This window comes from Cupriavidus sp. FW305-3-2-15-C-LB2 (assembly GCF_058787575.1).
Window position 1 is genome coordinate 41,940 of sequence record NZ_JBYSZW010000047.1, and the last position, 23,382, is coordinate 65,321.

The 23,382-nt window shown below is 67.3% G+C and carries 27 protein-coding genes and 1 tRNA gene; 8 read left to right on the forward strand and 20 right to left on the reverse strand.

The window, feature by feature from the left end:
* Window positions 1–94 precede the first annotated feature (94 nt).
* From AC3WRR_RS27275 to AC3WRR_RS27300, 6 genes are all read right to left on the reverse strand, one after another.
* Complete coding sequence (locus AC3WRR_RS27275) at window positions 95–1,822, reverse strand: ABC transporter substrate-binding protein (RefSeq protein WP_037025189.1); 1,728 nt, start codon at window positions 1,820–1,822, stop codon at window positions 95–97.
* A gap of 120 nt (window positions 1,823–1,942) precedes the next feature.
* Window positions 1,943–2,251 (reverse strand): DUF2160 domain-containing protein, encoded by a 309-nt coding sequence (locus AC3WRR_RS27280; RefSeq protein ID WP_010814342.1) that lies wholly within the window; start codon window positions 2,249–2,251, stop codon window positions 1,943–1,945.
* 42 nt (window positions 2,252–2,293) lie between these two features.
* Complete coding sequence (locus AC3WRR_RS27285) at window positions 2,294–3,124, reverse strand: carbohydrate ABC transporter permease (RefSeq protein WP_010814343.1); 831 nt, start codon at window positions 3,122–3,124, stop codon at window positions 2,294–2,296.
* Entirely contained in the window at window positions 3,117–4,001 is an 885-nt protein-coding gene (locus AC3WRR_RS27290) for a carbohydrate ABC transporter permease (protein WP_010814344.1), read from the reverse strand. Before AC3WRR_RS27290 ends, AC3WRR_RS27285 begins: the two co-directional genes overlap by 8 nt.
* Window positions 3,998–5,104 carry an ABC transporter ATP-binding protein gene (locus AC3WRR_RS27295; protein WP_010814345.1) on the reverse strand — a complete coding sequence of 369 codons (1,107 nt, stop codon included), beginning with the start codon at window positions 5,102–5,104 and terminating at the stop codon, window positions 3,998–4,000. Before AC3WRR_RS27295 ends, AC3WRR_RS27290 begins: the two co-directional genes overlap by 4 nt.
* A gap of 1 nt (window position 5,105) precedes the next feature.
* Complete coding sequence (locus AC3WRR_RS27300; RefSeq protein ID WP_037025177.1) at window positions 5,106–6,236, reverse strand: ABC transporter ATP-binding protein; 1,131 nt, start codon at window positions 6,234–6,236, stop codon at window positions 5,106–5,108.
* A 158-nt stretch (window positions 6,237–6,394) separates the two neighbouring features.
* Between AC3WRR_RS27300 and AC3WRR_RS27305 the strand changes: the two genes are divergently transcribed.
* Window positions 6,395–7,165 carry a DeoR/GlpR family DNA-binding transcription regulator gene (locus AC3WRR_RS27305; RefSeq protein WP_010814347.1) on the forward strand — a complete coding sequence of 257 codons (771 nt, stop codon included), beginning with the start codon at window positions 6,395–6,397 and terminating at the stop codon, window positions 7,163–7,165.
* 136 nt (window positions 7,166–7,301) lie between these two features.
* On the opposite strand, the gene purU is transcribed toward AC3WRR_RS27305, so the two are convergent.
* Window positions 7,302–8,168, reverse strand: coding sequence for a formyltetrahydrofolate deformylase (gene purU, locus AC3WRR_RS27310; RefSeq protein ID WP_010814348.1), 867 nt, complete (start codon window positions 8,166–8,168; stop codon window positions 7,302–7,304).
* Window positions 8,169–8,264: 96 nt separating this feature from the next.
* Window positions 8,265–9,164, reverse strand: a complete 900-nt coding sequence (locus tag AC3WRR_RS27315; protein ID WP_439668053.1) for an NUDIX hydrolase — start codon at window positions 9,162–9,164, stop codon at window positions 8,265–8,267.
* Window positions 9,165–9,220: 56 nt separating this feature from the next.
* Here AC3WRR_RS27315 and glpK point away from each other — a divergent pair, with 56 nt between their 5' ends.
* The 4 genes from glpK to AC3WRR_RS27335 all read left to right on the forward strand — a co-directional run bounded on the left by glpK (window position 9,221) and on the right by AC3WRR_RS27335 (window position 13,324).
* A complete protein-coding gene (gene glpK, locus AC3WRR_RS27320; protein WP_058697213.1) occupies window positions 9,221–10,792 on the forward strand; it encodes a glycerol kinase GlpK in 1,572 nt (523 codons plus the stop codon).
* A gap of 39 nt (window positions 10,793–10,831) precedes the next feature.
* A complete protein-coding gene (locus AC3WRR_RS27325; RefSeq protein ID WP_010814351.1) occupies window positions 10,832–12,436 on the forward strand; it encodes a glycerol-3-phosphate dehydrogenase/oxidase in 1,605 nt (534 codons plus the stop codon).
* A gap of 63 nt (window positions 12,437–12,499) precedes the next feature.
* A complete protein-coding gene (locus tag AC3WRR_RS27330) occupies window positions 12,500–12,877 on the forward strand; it encodes an MliC family protein (protein WP_439668055.1) in 378 nt (125 codons plus the stop codon).
* 69 nt (window positions 12,878–12,946) lie between these two features.
* On the forward strand, window positions 12,947–13,324 hold the full coding sequence (locus AC3WRR_RS27335) for a hypothetical protein (protein ID WP_010814353.1): 378 nt from the start codon (window positions 12,947–12,949) through the stop codon (window positions 13,322–13,324).
* A 54-nt stretch (window positions 13,325–13,378) separates the two neighbouring features.
* Here the strand turns inward: AC3WRR_RS27335 and AC3WRR_RS27340 are convergent, their stop codons facing one another.
* The 6 genes from AC3WRR_RS27340 to AC3WRR_RS27365 all read right to left on the reverse strand — a co-directional run bounded on the left by AC3WRR_RS27340 (window position 13,379) and on the right by AC3WRR_RS27365 (window position 15,816).
* On the reverse strand, window positions 13,379–13,660 hold the full coding sequence (locus tag AC3WRR_RS27340) for a hypothetical protein (RefSeq protein WP_010814354.1): 282 nt from the start codon (window positions 13,658–13,660) through the stop codon (window positions 13,379–13,381).
* 77 nt (window positions 13,661–13,737) lie between these two features.
* Window positions 13,738–13,962, reverse strand: a complete 225-nt coding sequence (locus AC3WRR_RS27345) for a hypothetical protein (protein WP_010814355.1) — start codon at window positions 13,960–13,962, stop codon at window positions 13,738–13,740.
* A 113-nt stretch (window positions 13,963–14,075) separates the two neighbouring features.
* Window positions 14,076–14,498, reverse strand: a complete 423-nt coding sequence (locus AC3WRR_RS27350; protein ID WP_010814356.1) for a YXWGXW repeat-containing protein — start codon at window positions 14,496–14,498, stop codon at window positions 14,076–14,078.
* 116 nt (window positions 14,499–14,614) lie between these two features.
* Window positions 14,615–14,818: a hypothetical protein gene (locus AC3WRR_RS27355; RefSeq protein WP_010814357.1), complete on the reverse strand. Its 204-nt coding sequence runs from the start codon at window positions 14,816–14,818 to the stop codon at window positions 14,615–14,617.
* 67 nt (window positions 14,819–14,885) lie between these two features.
* Window positions 14,886–15,290 (reverse strand): lysozyme inhibitor LprI family protein, encoded by a 405-nt coding sequence (locus tag AC3WRR_RS27360; RefSeq protein ID WP_010814358.1) that lies wholly within the window; start codon window positions 15,288–15,290, stop codon window positions 14,886–14,888.
* Window positions 15,291–15,354: 64 nt separating this feature from the next.
* On the reverse strand, window positions 15,355–15,816 hold the full coding sequence (locus AC3WRR_RS27365) for a CopD family protein (RefSeq protein WP_010814359.1): 462 nt from the start codon (window positions 15,814–15,816) through the stop codon (window positions 15,355–15,357).
* Between the two features lie 305 nt (window positions 15,817–16,121).
* Between AC3WRR_RS27365 and yfiR the strand changes: the two genes are divergently transcribed.
* From yfiR to yfiB, 3 genes are read left to right on the forward strand one after another with little or no spacing between them, the layout of a single operon-like run.
* Window positions 16,122–16,721, forward strand: coding sequence for a regulatory sequestration protein YfiR (gene yfiR / locus AC3WRR_RS27370; protein ID WP_011615706.1), 600 nt, complete (start codon window positions 16,122–16,124; stop codon window positions 16,719–16,721).
* Window positions 16,718–17,983, forward strand: a complete 1,266-nt coding sequence (gene dgcN, locus AC3WRR_RS27375) for a diguanylate cyclase DgcN/YfiN (protein WP_439668056.1) — start codon at window positions 16,718–16,720, stop codon at window positions 17,981–17,983. The genes yfiR and dgcN overlap by 4 nt, the downstream gene beginning before the upstream one ends.
* Before the next feature lie 8 nt (window positions 17,984–17,991).
* Window positions 17,992–18,513, forward strand: a complete 522-nt coding sequence (gene yfiB / locus AC3WRR_RS27380) for an outer membrane lipoprotein YfiB (protein WP_041687459.1) — start codon at window positions 17,992–17,994, stop codon at window positions 18,511–18,513.
* A gap of 16 nt (window positions 18,514–18,529) precedes the next feature.
* On the opposite strand, the gene AC3WRR_RS27385 is transcribed toward yfiB, so the two are convergent.
* From AC3WRR_RS27385 to AC3WRR_RS27410, 6 genes are all read right to left on the reverse strand, one after another.
* Window positions 18,530–18,805: a hypothetical protein gene (locus AC3WRR_RS27385; RefSeq protein WP_010814363.1), complete on the reverse strand. Its 276-nt coding sequence runs from the start codon at window positions 18,803–18,805 to the stop codon at window positions 18,530–18,532.
* A gap of 51 nt (window positions 18,806–18,856) precedes the next feature.
* On the reverse strand, window positions 18,857–19,705 hold the full coding sequence (locus tag AC3WRR_RS27390; RefSeq protein ID WP_010814364.1) for a D-amino acid aminotransferase: 849 nt from the start codon (window positions 19,703–19,705) through the stop codon (window positions 18,857–18,859).
* A gap of 119 nt (window positions 19,706–19,824) precedes the next feature.
* Entirely contained in the window at window positions 19,825–20,346 is a 522-nt protein-coding gene (locus AC3WRR_RS27395; RefSeq protein WP_010814365.1) for a GNAT family N-acetyltransferase, read from the reverse strand.
* A gap of 313 nt (window positions 20,347–20,659) precedes the next feature.
* Window positions 20,660–20,750, reverse strand: a tRNA-Ser gene (locus AC3WRR_RS27400).
* 85 nt (window positions 20,751–20,835) lie between these two features.
* Window positions 20,836–22,887 (reverse strand): VC_2705 family sodium/solute symporter, encoded by a 2,052-nt coding sequence (locus tag AC3WRR_RS27405; protein ID WP_010814366.1) that lies wholly within the window; start codon window positions 22,885–22,887, stop codon window positions 20,836–20,838.
* Window positions 22,888–22,989: 102 nt separating this feature from the next.
* Window positions 22,990–23,382: AMP-binding enzyme (locus AC3WRR_RS27410; RefSeq protein ID WP_492298630.1), on the reverse strand; the 393-nt coding region annotated here is incomplete at its 5' end.

Genomic DNA, 23,382 nt, shown 5'->3' on the forward strand with positions numbered 1-23,382 from the left:
AGGGCCGAATGACCTGTTGAGTGCCCCCTCTCCCGCAAGCGGGAGAGGGGAGCAAACCAGCGGCATTCATTCATTGCCGGCAGCCTCAAACGCCTCAGCGCACCTTCCCTTCCTTCCACGCCTGCAGCAGCTTGTCGTAAGGAATGGTCTCGCCCTTCGGCTTTTCGTTGGCCAGCTTCTGCCACGGCGCATGGTCGTTCGACAGCCACTTGCCCGGGTCTCCCTTCGGGTTGAGCCTGGGCGCGCAGTTGCTCATGCCGGCGCGTTGCAGCCGCGCCATGACCTGGTCCATCTCTTCGGCCAGCGTGTCCATGGCGGCTTGCGGCGTCTTCTCGCCGGTCACCGCGGTGGCCACGTTCTTCCACCACAGCTGGGCCAGCTTCGGATAGTCGGGGACGTTGGTGCCGGTCGGCGTCCACGCCACGCGCGCGGGGCTGCGGTAGAACTCGATCAGCCCACCGTACTTGGCCGCGTTCCTGGTCAGGTAGTCGTGGTGGATGTCGCTGTCGCGGATAAAGGTCAGCCCGGTCAGCGACTTCTTCAGCGAGACCGTCTTGGATGTCACGAACTGCGCATACAGCCAGGCGCCCGCCAGCTTGTTGGGATCGGTGTTCTTGAAGAAGGTCCAGGAGCCCACGTCCTGGTAGCCGTTCTGCATGCCCTGCTTCCAGTACGGGCCGTACGGCGACGGCGCCATGCGCCACTTGGGCGAGCCGTCGGCGTTGACCACCGGCAGGCCCTTCTTGGTCATGTCCGCGGTGAAGGCGGTGTACCAGAAGATCTGCTGCGCCACCTGGCCTTGCGCGGGGACCGGGCCGGCCTCGGAGAAGGTCATGCCCATCGCCTGCGGCGGCGCGTACTTCTTCATCCAGTCGATGTACTTGGTCAGCGCATAGACCGCCGCCGGGCTGTTGGTGGCACCGCCGCGCGACACCGAGGCGCCGACCGGCGTGCACTTGTCCTCGGCCACGCGGATGCCCCACTCGTCCACCGGCATGCCGTTGGGAAGGCCCTTGTCGGCGGTGCCGGCCATCGACAGCCAGGCGTCGGTGAAGCGCCAGCCCAGCGACGGATCCTTCTTGCCGTAGTCCATGTGCCCGTAGACCTTCTTGCCGTCGAGCTCCTTCACGTCGTTGGTGAAGAAGTTGGCGATGTCCTCATAGGCTGACCAGTTGGTCGGCACACCCAGGTCGTAGCCGTACTTGGCCTTGAACTTGTCCTGCAGGTCCTTGCGCGCGAACCAGTCGGCGCGGAACCAGTACAGGTTGGCAAACTGCTGGTCGGGCAGCTGGTACAGCTTGCCGTCCGGCGCGGTGGTGAACTTGGTGCCGATAAAGTCCTTCACATCCAGCCCGGGGTTGGTCCACTCCTTGCCGGCGCCGTTCATATAGTCGGTCAGCGGCAAGATCGAGCCGTAGCGGTAGTGCGTGCCGATCAGGTCCGAGTCAGAGATCCAGCCGTCGTAGATCGACTTGCCGGACTGCATTGAGGTCTGCAGCTTCTCGACCACATCGCCTTCCTGGATCAGGTCGTGCTTGACCTTGATGCCGGTAATCTCCTCGAACGCCTTGGCCAGCGTCTTGGACTCGTACTCGTGCGTGGTAATGGTTTCGGACACGACGCTGATCTGCGTGACCCCCCTGGCCTTGAGCTTGGCGGCGGCGTCGATGAACCACTTCATTTCGGCCTGCTGCTTGTCCTTGGCCAGCGACGAGGGCTGGAATTCATTGTCGATCCACTTCTTGGCCTCAGCCTCGCCCGCCGAGGCGGACCCACAAGCCAGCGCAGCCGCGCAGGCAAGGGCTGACATCCCCAACTTCACGTGCACTTTCATCAGTGTCTCCTCAAGATTTCCCCTCCCCGGCTGTGGTCGTGGTGGCGGCCCCGGGGCAGGGATAAGCCGCAAACCTTCCATCCAACCCTGATGCCTGCGAATAAACGGCTAGCCCTTGCGCATGATCAGCGCCAGCACCAGCATCGATACCCCGAAGCTGATCCAGACCGACGGCTCTTCGGGCAGCGACAGCCAAGCGGTGACTTTCTCGCCCAGTCCCACCCACGCCAGGTTGACCCAGGCGGCGCACATCAGCCCGATAAACAAGCGGTCGCCACGCGTGGTCGCGATCGGCAGGAAGCCCTTGCGCAGCACCGACGGCGCGCGTATTTCCCAGATAGTCATGGTGATCAGCATGACTACGATGCAGCCGAAGAACACCGCCACCGGTATCGTCCAGACCATCCAGCTCAGCATTGCGCCGTCTCCTTGTGTTGTGATCAGGGTTGCGCCGCGCGCTTACACGCGACCCATCGCGAAGCCCTTCGCGATGTAATGCCGCACGAACCAGATCACGATGCCGCCGGGCACGATGGTCAGCACGCCGGCCGCGGCCAGCACGCCCCAGTCCATGCCCGATGCCGACACCGTGCGCGTCATGGTGGCGACGATGGGCTTGGCATTGACCGAGGTCAGCGTGCGCGCCAGCAGCAGCTCGACCCAGCTGAACATGAAGCAGAAGAACGCCGCCACGCCCACGCCGGCCTTGATCAGCGGCAGGAAGATGGTCAGGAAGAAGCGCGGGAACGAGTAGCCGTCGACATACGCGGTCTCGTCGATCTCGCGCGGCACGCCCGACATGAAGCCCTCCAGGATCCACACCGCCAGCGGCACGTTGAAGACCAGGTGCGCCAGCGCCACGCCCAGGTGGGTATCCATCAGCCCGATGGTGCTGTAGAGCTGGAAGAACGGCAGCAGGAACACCGCGGGCGGCGTCATGCGGTTGGTCAGCAGCCAGAAGAACACATGCTTGTCGCCGATGAACTGGTAGCGCGAAAAGGCATAGGCGGCCGGCAACGCCACGCTGATCGAGATCACCGTGTTCATCGCCACGTAGATCATCGAGTTGACGTAGCCCGAATACCAGGACGGGTCGGTGAAGATGGTCTTGTAATGCTGCAGCGTGAATTCCGCGGGCCACAGCGACAGCGTGGAGACGATCTCCTCGTTGGTCTTGAACGACATGTTCACCATCCAGTAGATCGGCACGATGGCGAACAGCAGGTAGACCAGCAGGAAGCCGGCGCGCCACCAGGTGGCGCGGTTGGCGGGGGGGCGTATCTCAGCCATGGGGCATGTCCTCGCTGCCGGCGGTGCCCGCGCGCTGCATCCAGTTATAGAGGATGAAGCACATGAGCAGGATGATCAGGAAATAGACGATGGAAAACGCTGCCGCCGGGCCCAGGTCGAACTGGCCCACGGCCTTCTGCGTCAGGTACTGCGACAGGAAGGTGGTGGCGTTGCCGGGGCCGCCGCCGGTCAGCACGAACGGCTCGGTATAGATCATGAAGCTGTCCATGAAGCGCAGCAGCACCGCGATCATCAGCACGCCGCGCAGCTTGGGCAGCTGGATATAGCGGAACACCGCCAGGCGCGAGGCGCCGTCGATCTGCGCGGCCTGGTAGTAGGCGTCGGGGATGGCGCGCAGTCCGGCGTAGCACAGCAGCGCCACCAGCGGCGTCCAGTGCCAGACGTCCATCACCAGCACCGTGACCCAGGCATCGAAAGCGCTGCCGGTGTAGTTGTAGTCGAACCCCAACGCCTCGAGAGCGGCACCGAGCAGGCCGATATCGGTGCGCCCGAAGATCTGCCAGATGGTGCCGACCACGTTCCACGGGATCAGCAGCGACAGCGCGATGATCACCAGCACCGTCGATGCCTTCCAGCCCCTGGCCGGCATCGACAGCGCCAGCAGGATGCCGAGCGGGATCTCCACCAGCAGCACCGCCAGCGAGAAGCCCAGCTGGCGCAGCAGCGCGTCGTGCAGCTCGCCATCGCGCAACACGGTGCGGAACCATTCGGTGCCGACAAAGACGCGCCGCTCGGGCGAGATGATGTCCTGCACCGAATAGTTGACGATGGTCATCAGCGGCAGGATCGCGGAGAACGCCACGCACACCACCACCGGCAACACCAGCAGCCAGGCCTTCTGGTTGACGGGCTTCATGGCACCAGTTCCTCGTTGACGTAGTAGCAGGTATGGCGGTTGAACACCGACAGCCAGGCCGTGTCGCCCAGGCGCAGATCGGCCGCCTCGATACCCAGCCGCGCGCGCAGCGTACCGGCCAGTGCGCCCGCCTCCTGCACTCCGCCGGTCAGCAGCCAGTAAGTGCCGATGTCCTGCGCGCGCTCGACCCGCACCGGCACCGCCTGCGCGTCGCTCTCCGGCGCCAGGCGCAGGTACTCGGGCCGCACGCCGATGCGGAAGCTGCCGGCCTCGCGCAGCGCCGCTTCAACTGACGGCGACAACTCCGGCATGTAGCGGCGACCCGCCAGCTCGATCGCGCCGTCGCGCCACTGCCCGGTCAGGAAATTCATGCCCGGCGAGCCGATGAAATGCCCGACGAAGGTATGCGCGGGACGCTCGAACAGCGCATCCGCCGGCCCCACCTGCACCGCCTTGCCGCGCGACATCACCACCACCTGGTCGGCAAAGGTCAGCGCCTCGGTCTGGTCGTGCGTCACGTAGATCAGCGTCAGGCGGAATTCGTGGTGGATTTCCTTGAGCTTGCGCCGCAGCTGCCATTTGAGCTGCGGGTCGATCACCGTCAGCGGCTCGTCGAAGAGGATGGCCGACACGTCCTGGCGCACCAGCCCGCGCCCCAGCGAGATCTTCTGCTTGGCGTCCGCGGCCAGGCCGCTGGCGCGGCGATCGAGCGTGGCCGACAGGTCCAGCATCTCGGCCACGCGCCCTACCCGCTCGCGCACCTGGGCTTCCGGCACGCCGCGGTTGCGCAGCGGGAAGGCCAGGTTCTCGCCGACGGTCATGGTGTCGTAGATCACCGGGAACTGGAACACCTGGGCGATATTGCGCGCCTGCGGCGTGGCGGCGGTCACGTCGCGGCCATCGAAGGCGATGGTGCCGTGCGAGGGCCGCAGCAGCCCGGAAATGCAGTTCAGCAGCGTGGTCTTGCCGCAGCCGGACGGGCCCAGCAGCGCATAGGCGCCGCCGTCTTCGAACGTGAATTGCAGCGGCAGCAGCGCGTAGTCCTCGTCGGTACGCGGATTTGGCACATAGGAGTGCGCCAGGTCCAGGTCGATGCGCGCCATCTCAGGCCCCTGCCCCGGCAGCCGCGGCCGCGCCGCCGGGCACGTCCGCCGCCAGCCCGCCCGGCCGGCGCGGCGCATGGATGCGGCGCCCGTCGGCGTCGAACAGATAGATCTGCTCGGGCAGCAGGTGCAGTGACACGGGCTCGCCCAGCGCCAGGTCGAGCACGCCGGCGAACTGCGCCACCAGGTTGCCCACCGGGGTATCGGCGTGGACGAAGGTGTCCGAGCCGGACAGCTCGGCCAGCGCCACGCGCCCCGGCACCGCCACCGCGCCCGGCTCACCGGCCAGGCGCAATGCCGACGCGCGTACCCCCACCGTGACCGGGCCGTCGTGCCCGCCCGCGCCGGGCACCGGCACTGAGATGTCGCCGGCCAGCGTGACCCGGCCGCCCTGCAGCCGGCCCTCGACCAGGTTCATCGGCGGATCGTTGAAAGCGCGCGCCACGCGCAGCGAATCGGGGTAGTGGAAGACCTGGGGCGTGGGGCCGTACTGCAGCAGTTCGCCGGCGTCCAGCACCGCGGTATGGCCGCCCAGCAGCAGCGCTTCGCCGGGCTCGGTGGTGGCATAGACCACGGTGGCGTCGCCATGCGCGAACAGCTGCGCCAGTTCCTCGCGCAGTTCTTCGCGCAGCTTGTAGTCAAGGTTGACCAGCGGCTCGTCCAGCAGCATCAGCGGCGCCTCCTTGGCCAGCGCACGCGCCAGTGCCACGCGCTGCTGCTGCCCGCCGGAGAGCTCGGACGGATAGCGGTCCAGCAGGTGGTCGATATGCAGCCGCCCGGCCAGCTCGCGCACGCGCGCGGCAATCTCTGCGGCCGGCGCCTTGCGCAGCAGCCGCAGCGGCGAGGCGATGTTGTCGAAAACCTTGAGCGACGGGTAGTTGATGAACTGCTGGTAGACCATCGATACATTGCGCTCGCGCACCGGCATGCCGGTCACGTCTTGGCCGTCGACCAGCACGCGGCCGGCGCTGGGCCGGTCCAGCCCGGCCATCAGCCGCATCAGCGAGGTCTTGCCCGCCTGCGTCGCGCCCAGCAGGATGGTCACCGCGCCCGGAACCGGCGCGAGCGTCATCGGAAAGAGATACGCCTGCGAACCTGCCTGCTGTGCGACGCCTTCCAAACGTAGCTGCATCCGGTCTCCATGTTCGATATGCTTCCCGCAGCACAGCTTTGGCGCGCGATGCAGGCACAAAAGTCTTGGCTTGACGTTCGTTTTAGCAACAAAACGAACGCAAAACAATAGTGCACTGCATCATTTGTTTTCGTTTCTGTTTGAACTAGAATCCCGGCATGACCCTGAATCCCCGCCAGACGGCCCTGCTCGAAGAAGTCCGCACCCAGGGCTTTGCCTCCATCGACGAACTTGCGCGCAAATTCGGCGTCACGCTCCAGACGGTGCGCCGCGATGTCAACCTGCTGGCCGGGAACGGCATGCTGGCGCGCTTCCATGGCGGGGTGCGGGTGGAGGGCTCCACCACCGAGAACATCGCCTACCGGCAGCGGCAGGTGCTCAACGCCGAGGGCAAGGCGCGCATCGCGCGCGCGGTGGCCGCTGCGGTGCCCGAAGGCTGCTCGCTGATCCTGAACATCGGCACCACGGTGGAAGAGATAGCGCGCGAACTGATGCACCACCGCGGGCTGCGCGTGATCACCAACAACCTGAACGTGGCCAATATCCTTGCCGACAACCCCGATTGCGAGGTCATCGTCGCCGGCGGCGTGCTGCGCTCACGCGACCGCGGCATCGTGGGCGAGGCCACGGTGGAGTTCATCCGCCAGTTCAAGGTGGATATCGGGCTGATCGGCATCTCGGGCATCGAGACCGACGGCACGCTGCGCGACTACGATTTCCGCGAGGTCAAGGTGGCGCGGACCATCATCGAGCATTCACGCGAGGTGTGGCTGGCGGCGGATGCCAGCAAGTTCAATCGCCAGGCGATGGTGGAGCTGGCGCATGTGTCGCAGGTCGACCGGCTCTTTACCGACGAGCCGCTGGCAGCGCCGTTCGACCAGATCGTGGCCGACAGTGGGGTGAAGTGTGTGGTGGCGGAGCGGGAGTGAGCGCGCCGGGGACCGGCTTGAGGCTGCCTTGCTGGCGGTGATGCCCGGCGCCTCGCTCTTGCGACAGGCCAGCCCTCTCCCCCGGCCCCTCTCCCGCAAGCGGGAGAGGGGAGAACACCGAGGGTCGGGCAGAGAATTACTTGAACACCACGGTCTTGTGGCCGTTCAGCAGGATACGGTGTTCGGCATGCCACTTGACCGCGCGCGCCAGTGCCACGCATTCCACGTCGCGGCCGACGGCGGTCAGTTGCTCCGGGTCCATGCTGTGGTCCACGCGCTCGATCTCCTGCTCGATGATCGGGCCTTCGTCCAGGTCGGCGGTGACATAGTGCGCGGTCGCGCCGATCAGCTTCACGCCGCGCTCATGCGCCTGGTAGTACGGCTTGGCGCCCTTGAAGCTGGGCAGGAACGAGTGGTGGATATTGATCGCGCGGCCGGCCAGCTTGCGGCACAGGTCATCGGACAGCACCTGCATGTAGCGCGCCAGCACCACCAGGTCGATCTTCTGCTCCTGCACCACGTCGAACACGCGCGCTTCCTGCGCTGCCTTCTGCTCGGCCGAGGCGTTCATCAGCGGCAGGTGGAAGAACGGCACGTCATACGATGCCGCCAGCTGGTAGAAGTCGCGGTGGTTCGAGACGATGGCCGCGATCTCGACCGGCAGGCCGCCCACCTTGGCGCGGAACAGCAGGTCGTTCAGGCAGTGGCCGATCTTGGACACCATGATCATCACGCGCGGCTTGACCGCGGCGTCGTTCAGCTCCCACTGCATGCCGAACTGGTCGCCCACCGGCGCGAACGCGGCCTTCAGCGTGTCCAGGTCCGGGCCGCCGGCGGCCGGCGTGAAATGCACGCGCATGAAGAAGCGGCCGGCGTACTCGTCACCGTACTGGTCGGAATCGACGATATTGCAGCCGTGCTGGAACAGCAGGCCCGAGACGGCATGGACAATGCCCGGCTGGTCGGGGCACGAGAGGGTCAGGATGAATCCGGTGTTGCTCATGGTGTGTTGTTCTGTCGGAGTGGCGCGGCGCAAGGCCGGAAAAATCAGGTCAGCGCGGTCGGCAAGACCGGCACAGGCGGAACCCGCGGCGACGGCTCAGGCGCGATGGTCAGGACCGAGCCAGCCGCGCCGCCCAAGGGCATCCAGCGTCACCAGTGTCGCATCAACCGTCATGGCGCCGGCCGACATGATAGCAAGCAATGCGGCCACATCGACGCGCCGGTGCTCGCTGACCTCGCCATCCTGGTTGCGCGGCGTGAAGCCGGGCGGCAGCAGCAGGTCGTAGACGTAGACCTGCTCCCACTGTACGCCTTCGGGCAGGTCGCGCAGCACCTCGATCATGCCGTGGGCCTGCGCGCCCTGCGCCAGCGCGGGCGGGATGCCGGATTCTTCCTCGCATTCGCGCACCAGCGTCGCCAGCGGATCGCTGCCGTGCGGCATGCCGCCGGCGACCAGGTTGTCCCACATGCCGGGGTCGACCGACTTGGCCGGGCTGCGCCGCGAGATCCACAGGGCGGGACCGCCGTCGACATCGCCATCCACAATGCCGTTCATGTGCGAGGCAAAGGTCAGCAGCCCGAGAAAGCGCGCCGCCGCGCGCTCCACCACGGCAAGTGCGGGCGCGTCCTGCGCAGGGGTGACCGCGAACAGTTCGTCACGCCAGCCGCGCACATGGCCGACATCGGCCAGCTGGCGGGCCAGCGCCTGCAGCGCGGCGCTGCGCGCGTCGAAGTCATTGCGCCCGGGCAGCAGTTCTGCCGCCGTGGTGCCATCGGCCAGGCGCTCGTCCGGGCCGAGGATGGCGCCCATGCCGCGCAAGATTGCCGCATGGGCACGCGGCAGCCAGCCAACCTGCTGGCCTGCCGCCATCAGGCGCAGCTTGGCGGCGGCGTCGAAGCCGCTGCGCGCCGCCAGCGAGGCGGCGATCTGCGCGGCGGGATCGGCGGCGAAGTTGCCCGCGGCGTCCGCGGGCGGCAAGGAAGACGTTTCAGCCATCAGGAATCCATGCGCCGGCCGGGCCGGCGTGATTTGTCATTGTCAGGATTGAACGCATGAACCAGCCAGCCGCGCAGGCCCAGCGCCCTGCATCGTCCCAGCTTCCCACCGAGCCGCAATATGTGCTGGCGCTCGACCAGGGCACCAGCAGCTCGCGGGCCATCCTGTTCGACCATGCCGGCAATGTGGTGCGGCTCGCGCAGCGCGAGTTCCGCCAATATTACCCACATCCCGGCCATGTCGAGCACGACCCCTACGAGATCTGGCAATCGCAGCTGGCGGTGGCGCACGCGGTGCTGTCCGATGCCGGTATCTCGGCCGCGCAGGTGCGCGCCATCGGCATCACCAACCAGCGCGAGACCACTGTGCTGTGGGACCGCAAGACCGGCGAGCCGGTCGGGCGCGCGCTGGTCTGGCAGGACCGCCGCACCGCGCCCATGTGCGAGGCGCTGCAGGCCGCCGGCCACGGCGAGCTGTTCCGCGACAAGACCGGCCTGATCATCGATGCCTACTTCTCCGGCACCAAGCTGCGCTGGATGCTCGACAACATCGAAGGCGCGCGCGAACGCGCCCAGCGCGGCGAGCTGGCCTTCGGCACCGTCGACAGCTGGCTGATCTGGCAGTTGACCGACGGCGCGCGCCATGTCACCGATGTGTCAAATGCCTCGCGCACCATGCTGTTCAATATCCACAACTTCGAGTGGGACGATGCGCTGCTGGCGCTGCTGGACATCCCGCACGCGCTGCTGCCCGAGGTGGTGGCGTCCAGCGGCGAGGTGGCGCGCACCTCGGCGCGGCTGTTCGGCATGCAGATCCCCATTGCCGGCATCGCCGGCGACCAGCAGGCCGCCACCTTCGGCCAGGCCTGCCTGTCGCCGGGCATGGCCAAGAACACCTACGGCACCGGCTGCTTCCTGCTGATGAATACCGGCTCGCAGCCGGTCACGTCGCACAACCGGCTGCTGACCACGATCGGCTGGCAGATCCGCGGCCAGACGCAATATTGCCTGGAAGGCGGCGTGTTCATGGGCGGCGCCACCATCCAGTGGCTGCGCGACGGCCTCAAGATCATCAATAGCGCTCCCGAGGTCGAGCCGCTGGCGCGCCAGTGCGACGACACCGGCGGCGTGGTGCTGGTGCCCGCCTTTGCCGGCCTGGGCGCGCCGCACTGGGACCCGTTTGCACGCGGCACGCTGGTTGGCATGACGCGCGGCACCGGCCGGCCGCAGATCGCGCGCGCGGCGCTGGAATCGATCGCGCTGCAGAGCGTCGACGTGCTGGAAGCCATGCAGAAGGATGCCGGCATCTCGCTGGCCGAACTGCGCGTGGACGGTGGCGCCTCGCGCAGCGACCTGCTGATGCAGATGCAGGCCGACCTGCTCGGCACCCCGGTGGTCCGCCCGCGCGTGACCGAAACCACCGCGCTGGGCGCCGCCTACCTGGCGGGACTGGCCACCGGTTACTGGAGCGATCCGGCGGAGATCGCGCAGCAATGGCAGGTGGAGCGGCGCTTTGAGCCGAACCTGTCGGCTGACGCGCGCGGCCACCGGCTGGCGCGCTGGCATCGCGCAGTCGACCGCGCGCGCGACTGGGCGCGCGAGGACGAAGCCAGCGGCAGCCACGCCTGAGCGCCGGCCCACCCCGAACACACCCCCAAGAAAAGCGTCATGCAGAGAGTCTCCACCCCGATCCAGCCCCCCGACCGCGCCGCCCTGCTCGCCACCCTGGAGCGCGAGCCGCGCTGGGATGTGATCGTCATCGGCGGCGGCGCCACCGGCCTGGGCACCGCAGTCGACGCCGCCTCGCGCGGCTACCGCACGCTGCTGGTCGAAGCCGCGGATTTTGCCAAGGGCACCTCCAGCAAGGCCACCAAGCTGGTGCATGGCGGCGTGCGCTACCTGGCCCAGGGCAATATCAGCCTGGTGCGCGAGGCCCTGCACGAGCGCGGCCTGCTGGCGCGCAACGCGCCGCACCTGGTGTGGCCGCTGGGCTTCGTGGTGCCGGCCTACCAGCTGTTCGACCAGCCCTTCTACGGCATCGGCCTCAAGGTCTACGACATGCTGGCCGGCGACCTCAACCTGGCCGGCAGCCGCTGGCTGAACCACCGCGAGGTGCTGGCCGCGGCGCCCAACCTGGCCGAGCACGTCGGCGGGCGTCCGCTGCGCGGCGGCAACCTGTATTTCGACGGCCAGTTCGACGATGCGCGGCTGGCGGTGGCGCTGATGCGCACGCTGTTCGACGTGGGCGGCACCGCGCTCAACTACATGCGCGTGACGGGCCTGAGCCAGCAAGGCGGCGTGATCAGCGGCGTGACCGTGCAGGATGTGCTGGGCGACGCCACCTTCCACCTGCGCGCCGACTGCGTGATCAACGCCACCGGCGTGTGGGTCGATGCGATCCGGCAGATGGAAGACGGCCACGCGCGCGCCATGGTCGCGCCCAGCCAGGGCGTGCACCTGACGCTGCCGCGCAGCTTCCTGCCGGGCGAGCGCGCCATCCTGATCCCCAAGACCGACGACGGCCGGGTGCTGTTCGTGGTGCCCTGGAACGGCCACACCATCGTCGGCACCACCGACACCCCGCGCCGCGACCTGCCGCTGGAACCAGACGCCGGCGCCGACGACGTCGACTTCATCCTGGAAACCGCGTCGCGCTACCTCGCCAGGGACCCGACCCGCGCCGACGTCACCAGTGTCTGGGCCGGCCTGCGGCCGCTGGTGCGGGCCACCGGCGAGGCCTCTACCGCGTCGCTGTCGCGCGAGCATACGATCCTGGTGTCCAAGGCCGGGCTGATCACCGTCACCGGCGGCAAGTGGACCACTTACCGCAAGATGGCTGAAGACGTGATCGAGACCGCGATCCAGCGCCAGATGGTGCGCGCGGCCCCGTGCGTGACCGCCGAGCTGCCCCTGCACGGCGCGGCGGGGCTGCCGGCCGGGCTGCCGCCGCCGGATTCAGGCTCGCCGGACCGCTACTACGGCAATGAGCTGGACCTGCTGCGCGCGCTGCCCGGATATGACCGCATGCTGGCACCGGCGTCAGGCCTGACCGAAGCGCACGTGCGCTTTGCGGCCCGGCACGAACTGGCGCGCCGGGTCGAGGACGTGCTGGCCCGCCGCAACCGCGCGCTGTTCCTGGACGCGCGCGCCGCCGTGGACGCCGCGCCGGCCGTGGCCGCTATCCTGGCCGAGGAACTCGGCGAGGACGAGGCCTGGCAGGCGCGCGAAATCGAGAGTTTCCGCACGCTCGCCGCCGGCTACATGCTCGGCTGACCCGGACGCCGGCGCCGCCCCTCTCAACTGGCTGACAATCCACCCATCGACCAAGGCAAAGCCATGACCACTCGCCCGATCCTGTCCTGCGCCCGCGCCGTGGCCCTGCTCGCAACCCTCGGCGCATGCGCCGCGGCACACGCCGCCCGTGCGCCCGGCATCGACGGCGTGCGCTTCCCGGACGTGCGCGCCGTGCGCTACCAGTGCGACGGCGGCAAGACGCTTTCCGTGCGCTATTTCAACAGTCCGGACAACCAGGCGGCGGTGTTCAGCATCGATGGCAAGCCCGTGCTGGCGGCCAGCACCGTGTCGGCCTCCGGCGCGCGCTATGTCGGCGGCCGCTACGAATGGTGGACCAAGGGCGAGGAAGGCACGCTGCGCGACCTGATGCAGGCCGAAAACGCCGCGCCGGCGCTGGCCAACTGCCAGGCAAAGCCCTAAGCGCCACGTCAACGTTTGAGGTGGCGGCGTTCCGGGCGATAATGCGGGGATTGAATCAGGGAGAACACCATGGACGAGATTGAAGATCTGTCCGATCTGCCGATGCCCCGCTTTATCTGGGGCTTCGCCGTTATCGCAGGCAAAGGCGGCGAGGTCATGCACGACGAGTTCGAGTATCTGACCCATACCCGCAGCCCGCGCTTCACCTGCCGCGTGGTCGAGCTAGAAGACATGCCGGCGGAAAGCGAGGAAGACGCCATCGATGGCCGCATCGTCCATGAAGACGATCCGAGCCGGATGTTCTATATCACCGATGCCGGCATGGCGCTGGTCAATTTCCAGCTGTTCGACAAGATGCCGGACAAGCAGAAATTCAAGCGCATCTGCGACGAAGCCATCGCCAACTGGATGCTGCGCCGCGAATTCCTTGACGAAGAAGAGGACTGACCCGCTCGCGACCTGATGGGGTCAGGCAGGTGGCCGCGGGCGCGGCCACCATATTCAGCTCTGGCCCTGCTCCGGCGGCAACGCGCCCGCCAGCAGCTCATTGAGCAGCCCGGTCATGCCACCCGGGTGATCCACGGCAAGCGCTTGCAGGCGCTTGACCAGCGTGCCGTCCAGCTTGCACGCAAAGGGCACCAGACCTTGCTCCTGGTCCAGCCGGCGCTGTTCGCGCCGGTCCGGGCGCGCAGCGCCGCCGGGAATACCCCGGCCCGCCGAAGCCTGCTTCAGGCTGTTGGCGATCTTCAGGCCCTTGTTTTTTTCCAGGTCCGTTTTCTTCACGGCATTATCCGAAAGTCTGTAGAGGCCGGTATTGTACGCACTCGCGGCACCCACCGGCCGCAACGCGACCGGCGCCGCTATTCGTTGCCGACTTCGATCAGTTCGGCAGCCACGCGCTGGATTTCCGCATAGACAGGAATGGCCTCCATCGGCCCGGTGCAGCCCACGGCCGTGGCCTGGCTGGCATCGGCGCCAGGCGGCAGGAACACAAAGGCCATGCCGGGCTGCCAGCCGGGATGCTTGCGCAGGCTGTCATTGAGGATGTCGAGATACTGCGCGCGCGTGAAAACGTGCTTTGCCATTGCTACCTCCGGTATCCGCCGCCGATGTGCCGCGTGGGCGCGGCTGTCATGGCGGCGATCGTAGCATGGCAAGGCCACCCGGCGTCACCGTGCTGCGCCCGGTGGCCGGCACCTCAGCACTCGCCCTTCTTGGCGTGGCCGGGTGGGCAGTGATAGCCCTTGTCCTTGTGGCCCTTATCCTTCTGCCCCTTGTCCTTGTACCCGCCCTGGTCCCAGCGACCCGGCACCAGCACCCAGCCGTCGCGCGACTGGATCCAGCGCGGCGACTCATAGATATAGCCGGGGCGTTCACGTTCCCAGCGCCCCTTCTTCCAGGCGTGCTTGTGGTGGTGATCATCCCAGTCCCAGTAGCCCGGCATCCAGACATAGCCGGAGCGCGGTGCGGGCACGACCTCGTAGATCGGGGCCGGCGGTGGTACGCCGATGGCAATATTGACCGACACCTGGGCCATCGACGCCGCACTGAACGTCAGGCCGGAACCCAGCAGGGCCGCCAGCAGGAGGACCTTGGCCGGCCGGAGCGCGCGATGTGTCATGGGAGTCCTTTCTTGTGGAGGAACATGCCCACAGTCTAGCGCGCACCGATCCCGGCGCAATGTAAGAAACGGTATCCGTTGATCACAAAGATGCCGGCGCGCAACACTGGCCCAGCCTAGTGGTCTTCGGCCATCGCCTTGAGCTGGGCCTCGCCCGCTACCCGCGCGGCATCCGAGGTGGTGAAGGTGTCGTCCGAAACGATGGCGCGCCGGATCTGCTGCGCGCCAAAGTCCACCAGCGCGATGACCCACACATAGCGCCCCGCCTGGGGCGCCGTTTGCACAAAGGCCTTCAGGTTGTTCCGCGATTCACTTGCCATGATCCATCTCCTGGTGAGACGTGCCGCAGCACAGGTGTCTGGGAACTCTAGCACATGGCTCGCCCACTCACCGGGCGGCGGCCTCGGTGGCGAAGTCACGCAATTCGCGCACCCGCGCGGCGCTCATGCGGGCCATGCAGGTCGCTCCGGCCACGCGCGCGGCCGTGCCACCGGCCGGATTGGCCACATAGGCGCAATTGGCCTGGCGGAATTCCAGCCAGGCACGCTGCGCCACCCGCAACTGGCCGGTGCGCGGCGCTTCCAGCCGCCGCAGCAAGCCTTGATAGGCGCTGTTCAGCGCCACGTCCTGGACCCGTGTTTCGACCGCAGCGCAGCCGAGGATGTCGGCAGTCGAAATGGCCTTGGCCATGCAGCGTTCATATTCAGCGCTCAGGCCATTGCCTTGCTCGGCGCGGGCCGGTGCGCCCGCCATTGCAAGGCCAAGGACGGCAAGACATGCGATGACGCGCATAACGGCTCTCCCATTGCCAGGTGGTGACGCGACGATGCAGGGCCATGCCGGGGCATCGGGCCGCTCAGGCCAGCCAGCGCCCCAGCGTGGCCACGGCGATATTGACCAGCCCGAGCACCAGGTTGGTCCCCACCGCCTGCCGGATGCGGTTCAGCGCGGCACCGGCGGCCGGCCAGTCCTGGGCATCCACGGCCCGGCCCAGCACGCGATACGGCCCAAACCACACGTAGCAGAAAATCACCGTCATGACGAGGCCGACGCCCATCATCAGGTGCCAGTTGCGTGGGGCAGCGGACATGCCCACTGCCGCCATCATCGCCGCACCGCTCAGCAGGATCGCGATCACCGCCGCCCATACCCACGGGAAGAAGCGGGCAAACACGCCGCGCCAGAGCCGCAGCCGCGGCGGCGGTTCCAGCACGGTGCCGGCCACCGGCCGCAGGCACAGGTAGGCGAAGAACATGCCGCCCACCCAGACGGCAACGCCGGCAACGTGCAGGAAGCGGAAAAGCGGGTCGGCAATCATGGCGGCATGCGGCGGCGAGGCGCGCGTTGGGGACGATGGACCCATTCTAAGTGTTGTGCCCGCCACGGCGAAGCGCTGCGCGCGTTCCCGCCTGACTTCAGGAAAACGACCCAAAACCGTTAAACATTCCGTATCACGCCGCGTCGCAAACGGGCCCCACGCAAGCATGCCCGCACAAGCGGGTTCCGGGGCGGATTCCGCCCGTGCCGGACGCTTGACCGCCCGGAACCCGCCCCCGGACAATAACCGCGGCTGCGGCCAGCCCACCATCCATACAGGCCGTACCGAACCTCCTTTCCCAGACCATGGCTCCTGCCCCAGCCAGCGCCCTTCCCAGTGCCGATTCCACCCGACGTCCACCGCTGCTGCGCCGCGCCCTGCCGGCCCTGCTCGCCGTGACGCTGGCGGTGCTGCCGGCCATGCTGCCGCCGGCGGTGACGGCGCAGCCCGCGCCGCAGCGCACCGACCTGGTCGCGCGCGTGGTCTTCAGCCTGCTGGGGTATGCACGCTGGCCGGTTGAGCGCGACCCGGTGCGGCTGTGCGTGGACAGCACCAGCCGCTACTCCGCGCGGCTGATGGAAGGCGGCACGCTCGCCAACGGCCGCCCGGTGCGCGCGCGCCAGGTCGACGTGCTGGCCGACATGCTGCATCCGGCCTGCGATGCCCTCTACATCGGCGCCATGAACGAAGCCCGCCGCAAGCGGCTGTCGGGCGAGCTGACCGGCCGCCCTGTGCTGGTGATCGCCGAGGAAGACTTCGAGTGCGAGGTCGGCAGCATGTTCTGCCTGAACATCCGCGACCAGCAGGTCTCGTTCCGCGTCAACCTCGACACGCTCGCCCGCAGCGGCGTGCACGTGCACCCCGGCGTGCTGCAGCTGGGCCGCCGCAAGGGAGCGCCGTCATGAGCGCCCACCAGCCGGCGCGCGGCAACGGCGCCCGCCCCACCCTCTACAGCGTGCTGCGCCGGATCCACCTGGGCGTGGCGCTGATCGCGGTATTTACTGCCGGGGTATCGCTGACCGCCCTGGGCCTGACCGCACTGCGCGTCTATGCCGACCACAACGTGCGGCTGGTGGCCCGCTCGATCGCCTACACCCTGGAGGCGCCGGTCGTATTCCGCGACCAGGCGGCCACCGGCGAGACACTGGCGGCCATCGCCGCGTCCGAGGACATCGCGCGCGCCACCGTCTACGACCACGGCAACCACGTGCTGGCCGAATGGCAGCGCCCCGGCCAGGCGCCACTGACCGGCTTGCGCCACGTGCTGAGCGAGTGGCTGAGCATGGGGGTCGTGGAACAACCGATCCTGCACCAGACGCAACAGGTCGGCATGCTGCGCGTCAGTGGCGATCCCCGCAACCTGCTGCATTTCCTGCTGCGCGGCGCGCTCGGCCTGCTTGGCTGCCTGCTGCTGACCGCCGTCGGCGCCCACTGCCTGGCCAGCCGGCTGCTGGTGCAGATCGTCGAGCCGCTGCGCAACCTGATGCGCGTGGCGCACGCGGTGCGTTCCAAGCGCGATTTCGCGCAGCGCACGCCGCCGGCCAGCATCGCGGAACTCAATGCCCTCAGCGAGGACTTCAACGGCCTGCTGGACGAACTGCAGACCTGGCAGAACCAGATGCAGCACGAGAACCGCTCGCTCGCCCACCGCGCCAACCACGATGCGCTGACCGGCCTGCTCAACCGCGCCGCCTTCGTCGAAGCGCTGGAGCACGCTGTGCGCCATGCCGCTGCCAACGACGAATACGCGGCCGTGCTGTACCTGGACAGTGACGATTTCAAGAACATCAACGACCGCCACGGCCATGCCGCCGGCGATGCCGTGCTGGTGGCCGTGGCCCAGCGCATCCGCGCCAGCCTGCGCGCCGGCGACACCGTGGCACGCATCGGCGGCGACGAATTCGCCGTGCTGGCCGCAGCGCTGCGCGCGCCGCGCGACGCCATCCATATCGCCGAGCATATCCTGCAGGCGATGTCCGCCCCGATCGACCTGCCCGACGGCAGCACGGTGCAGGCGTCGCTCAGCATCGGCCTGGCCGTCTTCCCTGTCCACGCGCAAGGCAGCCAGGCGCTGCTGCACGCGGCCGACGCCGCCATGTACGGCGCCAAGCGGCGCTCCGGCGGCACTTGGCAAAGCGCCGAGCCGCGCCTGGACGTCACGCAATGAGAACCCGCATGCCCGAACGCCTGACCCCGCCCTGCTGGAAGTCCCTGTGGAAACTCTGGCTCGCCGCCGTCGTGCTGGCGGGGCTGTCGCTGGCCGGCTGCCAGACCGCGCCGCCCGCCACCGGGCTGTCTCCGGCCCAGGTCGCGGTGCTGAAGCAGGAAGGCTTCGCCCTGACCGATGAAGGCTGGGAACTCGGCTTGTCAGACAAGCTGCTGTTCGGATTCAATGAGGACCTGATCGACGCTGAGCGCGCCGCCAATGTGCAGCGCCTCGGGCGGGCGCTGAAGGGCGCGGGCATCGAGCGCCTGCGCGTGGATGGCCACACCGACGACGCGGGCTCGGCCGAATACAACCAGTCGCTGTCAGTGCGGCGCGCCGAAGCGGTGGCAAGGCTGCTGGCGGGCGCCGGCTTTGCGCCGGAAAACATCGAAGTTCGCGGACGGGGCAAGAGCCGCCCAGTGGCCGACAACCGCACCGCCGCCGGACGCAGCGAGAACCGGCGCGTCGCCATCGTCGTATCGGTCGAGTAGGACGACGGCCGGCGCTTCAGTCCCCGAACGGATTGGGCGCGCGGTTCTCCGGCGCGTCGCTCAGGTCGAACTCGTCGCGCACCTTGTCGACCACCGCGCGGATGCTGGCCTCGTAGCCGGACGCATTGCCGAAGCCCGTCATATTCCAGTTGCGCCCGCGCGCATCGCGCGCGTGCGGCACAGGCGCCGGCACCCGGACCTTGGCGCCGTCCTCGCCGATTTCATAGATTTGCTGGATGCGCCGGCTCACCTCGTCCTGCAGGGCACGCCGGCCACGCTCACGCTTGGCCATGGCTGACTCCTCGATCGATCCCGAGGCATCCTAGCACGCACGCAAATCAGCTCAAAGCGCAGCCTTGGCAGCCTGGTACGCAGCGTAAAGCCGGCCAAAGACCGGCCCCGGCACCCCCTTGCCGATGGCGCGGCCATCGATAGTCACCACCGGCAGCAGCTCCTTGCTGGCCGACGACAGCATCACCTCATCGGCGGCGAACACCTCTTCCTTCGCAATGCGGCGCGCCTCCAGCGCAATCCCCAGCGCGGCACAGACCTCTTCCATGAACCCATAGCGGATGCCTTCCAGGATCAGGTTGTCCTTGGGCGGCGCCATCACGCGGCCATCGCGCACCACCCACACATTGGACGCCGACGCCTCGGTCAGCCAGCCATCCCGGAACTGGATCGCCTCGATCACGCCGTGCTCCACCGCATGCTGCGCCGCCAGCACGTTGCCCAGCAGCGACGTCGACTTGATCTGGCAGTTCAGCCAGCGCCGGTCCTCCATCGTCACGCACGCCACGCCCTGCTCAAGCATCTGCGCCGACGGCAACGCCATCGGGTTGGTCATGATCAGCACCGTCGGCACGACCTCCTTCGGAAACGCATGCGTGCGCTTGGCGACGCCGCGCGACACCTGGATGTAGACCAGCTGGTCCGACAGGCCGTTGGCCTCGACCACCTCGCCGACCAGCTCCAGCCACTGCCCGGCGCTGTATGGATCGGGAATCCCGATGCCCTCCAGGCTGCGGTGCAGGCGGGCCAGATGCTGGTCCGCGCGGAATGGCTTGCCGTTGTAGTAAGGGATGACTTCGTAGATGCCATCGCCAAAGATGAAGCCGCGGTCGAGGACGGGGATGCGGGCTTCGGAGAGAGGGGTCAGGGTGCCGTTGAGGTGAACGATGGGTTCGGACATTGGGGCAAGTGCCATAGATTCGAAATAGATGCCTGATTCTTTCACGGGCAGGCACACAGGTTCATGCAATTTGCGCATGAGGTTGGCTACCCGTGCCAAGCCGGCGCCGGCGCGCAGGCTCAGGCTGGCGGCAGCGCTTTCGACAGCAGCACAGTGGTAAAGCCGCTGTCCCAGCTTTCGTCGGGATAGAAATCGATCTCGGCATAACCATGGCGCCGGTAGAACGAGCGGCTTTGCACGTTGAATGTGTCCGTCTCCAGCCTCGCCTCGCAATGCCCGGCGCGGGCAATCTCGCCTTCGGCATGGGCCAGCAGCGCCCCGCCCAGCCCCATGCGTTGCCATGTTCGCCCGACATGCAGGGCCCAGATAAAGTTGTTCTCCCAATCCACCATGGCCGCGGGCACGCCATCCACGCAGGCTACGCGGAATGCTTGCAGGCGCGCTTCGACGTAGCTTCGGGTCTTGCCTTGCCGTTCAAAAGCAGCTGCCGCGGCGGCTGTCAATTGCGGCTTCCAGGTGCCGAGGTAGGTGTCGGTCAGGATGGCTTCCACCGCTTGCGCGTCTGCGGGCAAGGCGGGGCGGATTTCGAGTTGGAAGGTGAGTTTGGTCATGGCCGGGAGGATACCGGGCACCGGGTACATGGCGGAAGCCCTCTCACGGACACTAAAACTTGGCGGACAGAACGACTGGCTTGGCACGCTCAGCCAATCCGGCGCCGAGATGGCTGGCATAGCCATGTCGCCTTGCGGCAACACCTCTATTTAGAGGGATGCGCGATACAAGGTCCTATACGACCATCGCTCACGGGCGATCCCGCGACTCGCCCACTACTACTTCAGCCCTCGCCTACCCTGGCCGAGGGCTTTTCTTTGGGCCCTTCAGGCATACGAAGCCACCAGAGACTGGAAACAAAAAAAGCCGCCCAGGCGGGCGGCTTTGCTTTGCATAGTGTTCTGGCGGAGAGAGGGGGATTCGAACCCCCGATAGGCTGTTAACCTATACACGCTTTCCAGGCGTGCGACTTAAACCACTCATCCATCTCTCCGGGAAGTCCGAGATTATAGCAGAGTTGCCTGGCGAATCCAGTGCCTCGTCGCCGTATCCCCCCTTACTTGACAACCCCATCCGCCCTACCCCTTGCGCAGGTAGCTCACCAGCCGGTCGATCACCGGTGCATTGCGTGGCGTCAGCAGGCTGACGATGATGGCCACGGCGAAGCCCGCCGGCACACCGAAGGCGCCGGAGGCGATCGGGTCGACGCCGAACCAGCGGTTGCCGAAGATGCCGGTCATGCGGGTGAAGAACGGGTAGTTGACGATGATGTAGTAGACCGCCACGCCCAGCCCGGCGGCCATGCCGGCGACTGCGCCGGCGGCGGTGGTGCGGCGCCAGAAGATGCCGAGGACCAGTACCGGAAAGAAGCTGGAGGCGGCCAGCGAGAACGCGGCGCCGACCAGGAAGAGGATATTGCCGGGGCGCAGCGATGTGACGTAGGAGGCAAAAAGCGCCACGCCCAGCAACACGATCTTGGCGGTGGTGACGCGCCGCTGGTGGCTCGCCTGGCGGTCGACCATGTGATAGAAGACGTCGTGCGAGAGCGCATTGGCGATGGTCAGCAACAGGCCGTCGGCGGTGGACAGCGCCGCGGCCAGGGCGCCGGCGGCGATCAGGCCGGAGATCACGTATGGCAGGCCGGCAATTTCCGGGGCGGCCAGCACGATCATGTCGGGCTGGAGCAGGATCTCGGCCCATTGCACGATGCCGTCGCCGTTGACATCGCGGATGCCGAACACGGGTGGATCGACCTTGCGCCATTGCACCACCCACTGCGGCAATTCGGCGTAGGGGGTTCCCACCAGGTGCTGGAAGAACTCGAATTTGACCAACGCTGCCAGCGTGGGCGCGGACACGTACAGCAAGGCGATGAAGAACACGGCCCAGGCCACGGAGTTGCGCGTTTCCTTGACCGACGGGGTGGTGTAGAGCCGCGTCAGGATGTGCGGCAGGCTGGCGGTGCCGACCATCAGGCAGAACACCAGCAGGACAAAATTCAGCCGCTTGGTCTTGCGCTCCTGCTCCGATGCCGCGGGATAGGGTTCGGTCGATGACAGCGAATGGCGGCTGCGGGCCAGTGCGTCTGCCCGCTGCTGGTTCCACTGCTGCTGTGCCGCCGCGGGGTCGCGCGGGAATTCCAGCCGTTCGCGCTCCAGCGACTTGATGTCGCGCAGCGGGGCATTGCGCGTGCGCAGGTCCTGCAGCCGCGCGTCGAGCGCGTCGCGCTCCTGGGCAAAGGAATCGGGCAGCCGGGCGATGCGCTCCTGCAGCAGGATGGCCTGCTGCCGGTAGTACTCGCGCACGGCCTGCTCGGCCGGCTCGCGCTCCAGTTGCTGCTCGCGCGCGTCGAGTTGCGACAGCAGCGTGCCGTAGCTGAGCTGCGGCAACGCTTCGTGGTGATGCTTCCACGCGATCATCGATACCGTGACCAGGAAGGCGACGATCATCATGATGTACTGCGCCACCTGCGTCCATGTGACCGCGCGCATGCCGCCCAGGAACGAGCACACCAGGATGCCGGCCAGCCCGAAGAAGATGCCGACGGCAAACTCCACGCCGATAAAGCGCGTCACCACCAGCCCCACGCCCTGGATCTGCGCAACCAGGTAGACGAAGGAGCAGAGCGAGGCCGCCAGCACCGCGATCGCGCGCACTGGCAGGTTGCCGCCGGGCTTGCCGTTGCCGTAGCGCGCCGCGAGGAAATCGGGAATGGTGTAGCCGCCGTACTTGCGTAGGTACGGCGCCAGCAGGAAGGCCACCAGGCAGTAGCCGCCGGTCCAGCCCATCACATAGGCCAGCCCTTCGTAGCCCGAGGCAAACAGGATGCCGGCCAGGCCGATGAAGGACGCCGCGCTCATCCAGTCGGCGGCAATCGCCATGCCGTTGAACAGCGCCGGCACGCGCCGCGAGGCAACGTAGTACTCGTTCAGGTCAGAGGTGCGGCAGATCAGGCCGATGCAGGCATAGATCGCGATGGTGATGAAGAGGAAGACGTAGCCGAGCCACAGCGCATCGGCATTGGACTTTTCAAGCAGCCCCATCATGCCGACGAAGCCGAACAACCCTAGCGTGAACAGGCCGTAGTACAGCAGCAACCGTCGGCGAAAGCGCGACTGGGCTTCAGGCATTGGGGACGGTCCGTGGTCGGTGGGGGGCTATCGTAACAAACCCGCCGGCGCGCGGGAACGCGGCGGCGGGTTCAAGGGCTCGATCGGGCCGAAGCCAGACGATCACTGCGCCTGCTTGAGCTGCTCCAGGATAGCCGGATTCTCCAGCGTCGAGGTGTCCTGCGTGATCTCCTCTCCCTTGGCCAGCGACCGCAGCAGGCGCCGCATGATCTTGCCCGAGCGCGTCTTGGGCAGGTTGTCGCCAAAGCGGATGTCCTTGGGCTTGGCGATCGGGCCGATCTCCTTGCCGACCCAGTTGCGCAGCTCCGTCGCGATCTTGACGGCCTCTTCGCCAGTCGGACGCGAACGCTTGAGCACGACGAAGGCGCAGATGGCCTCGCCGGTCATGTCGTCGGGGCGGCCCACCACGGCGGCTTCGGCCACCAGCGGGTTGGACACCAGCGCGGACTCGATCTCCATCGTCCCCATGCGGTGGCCCGACACGTTCAGCACGTC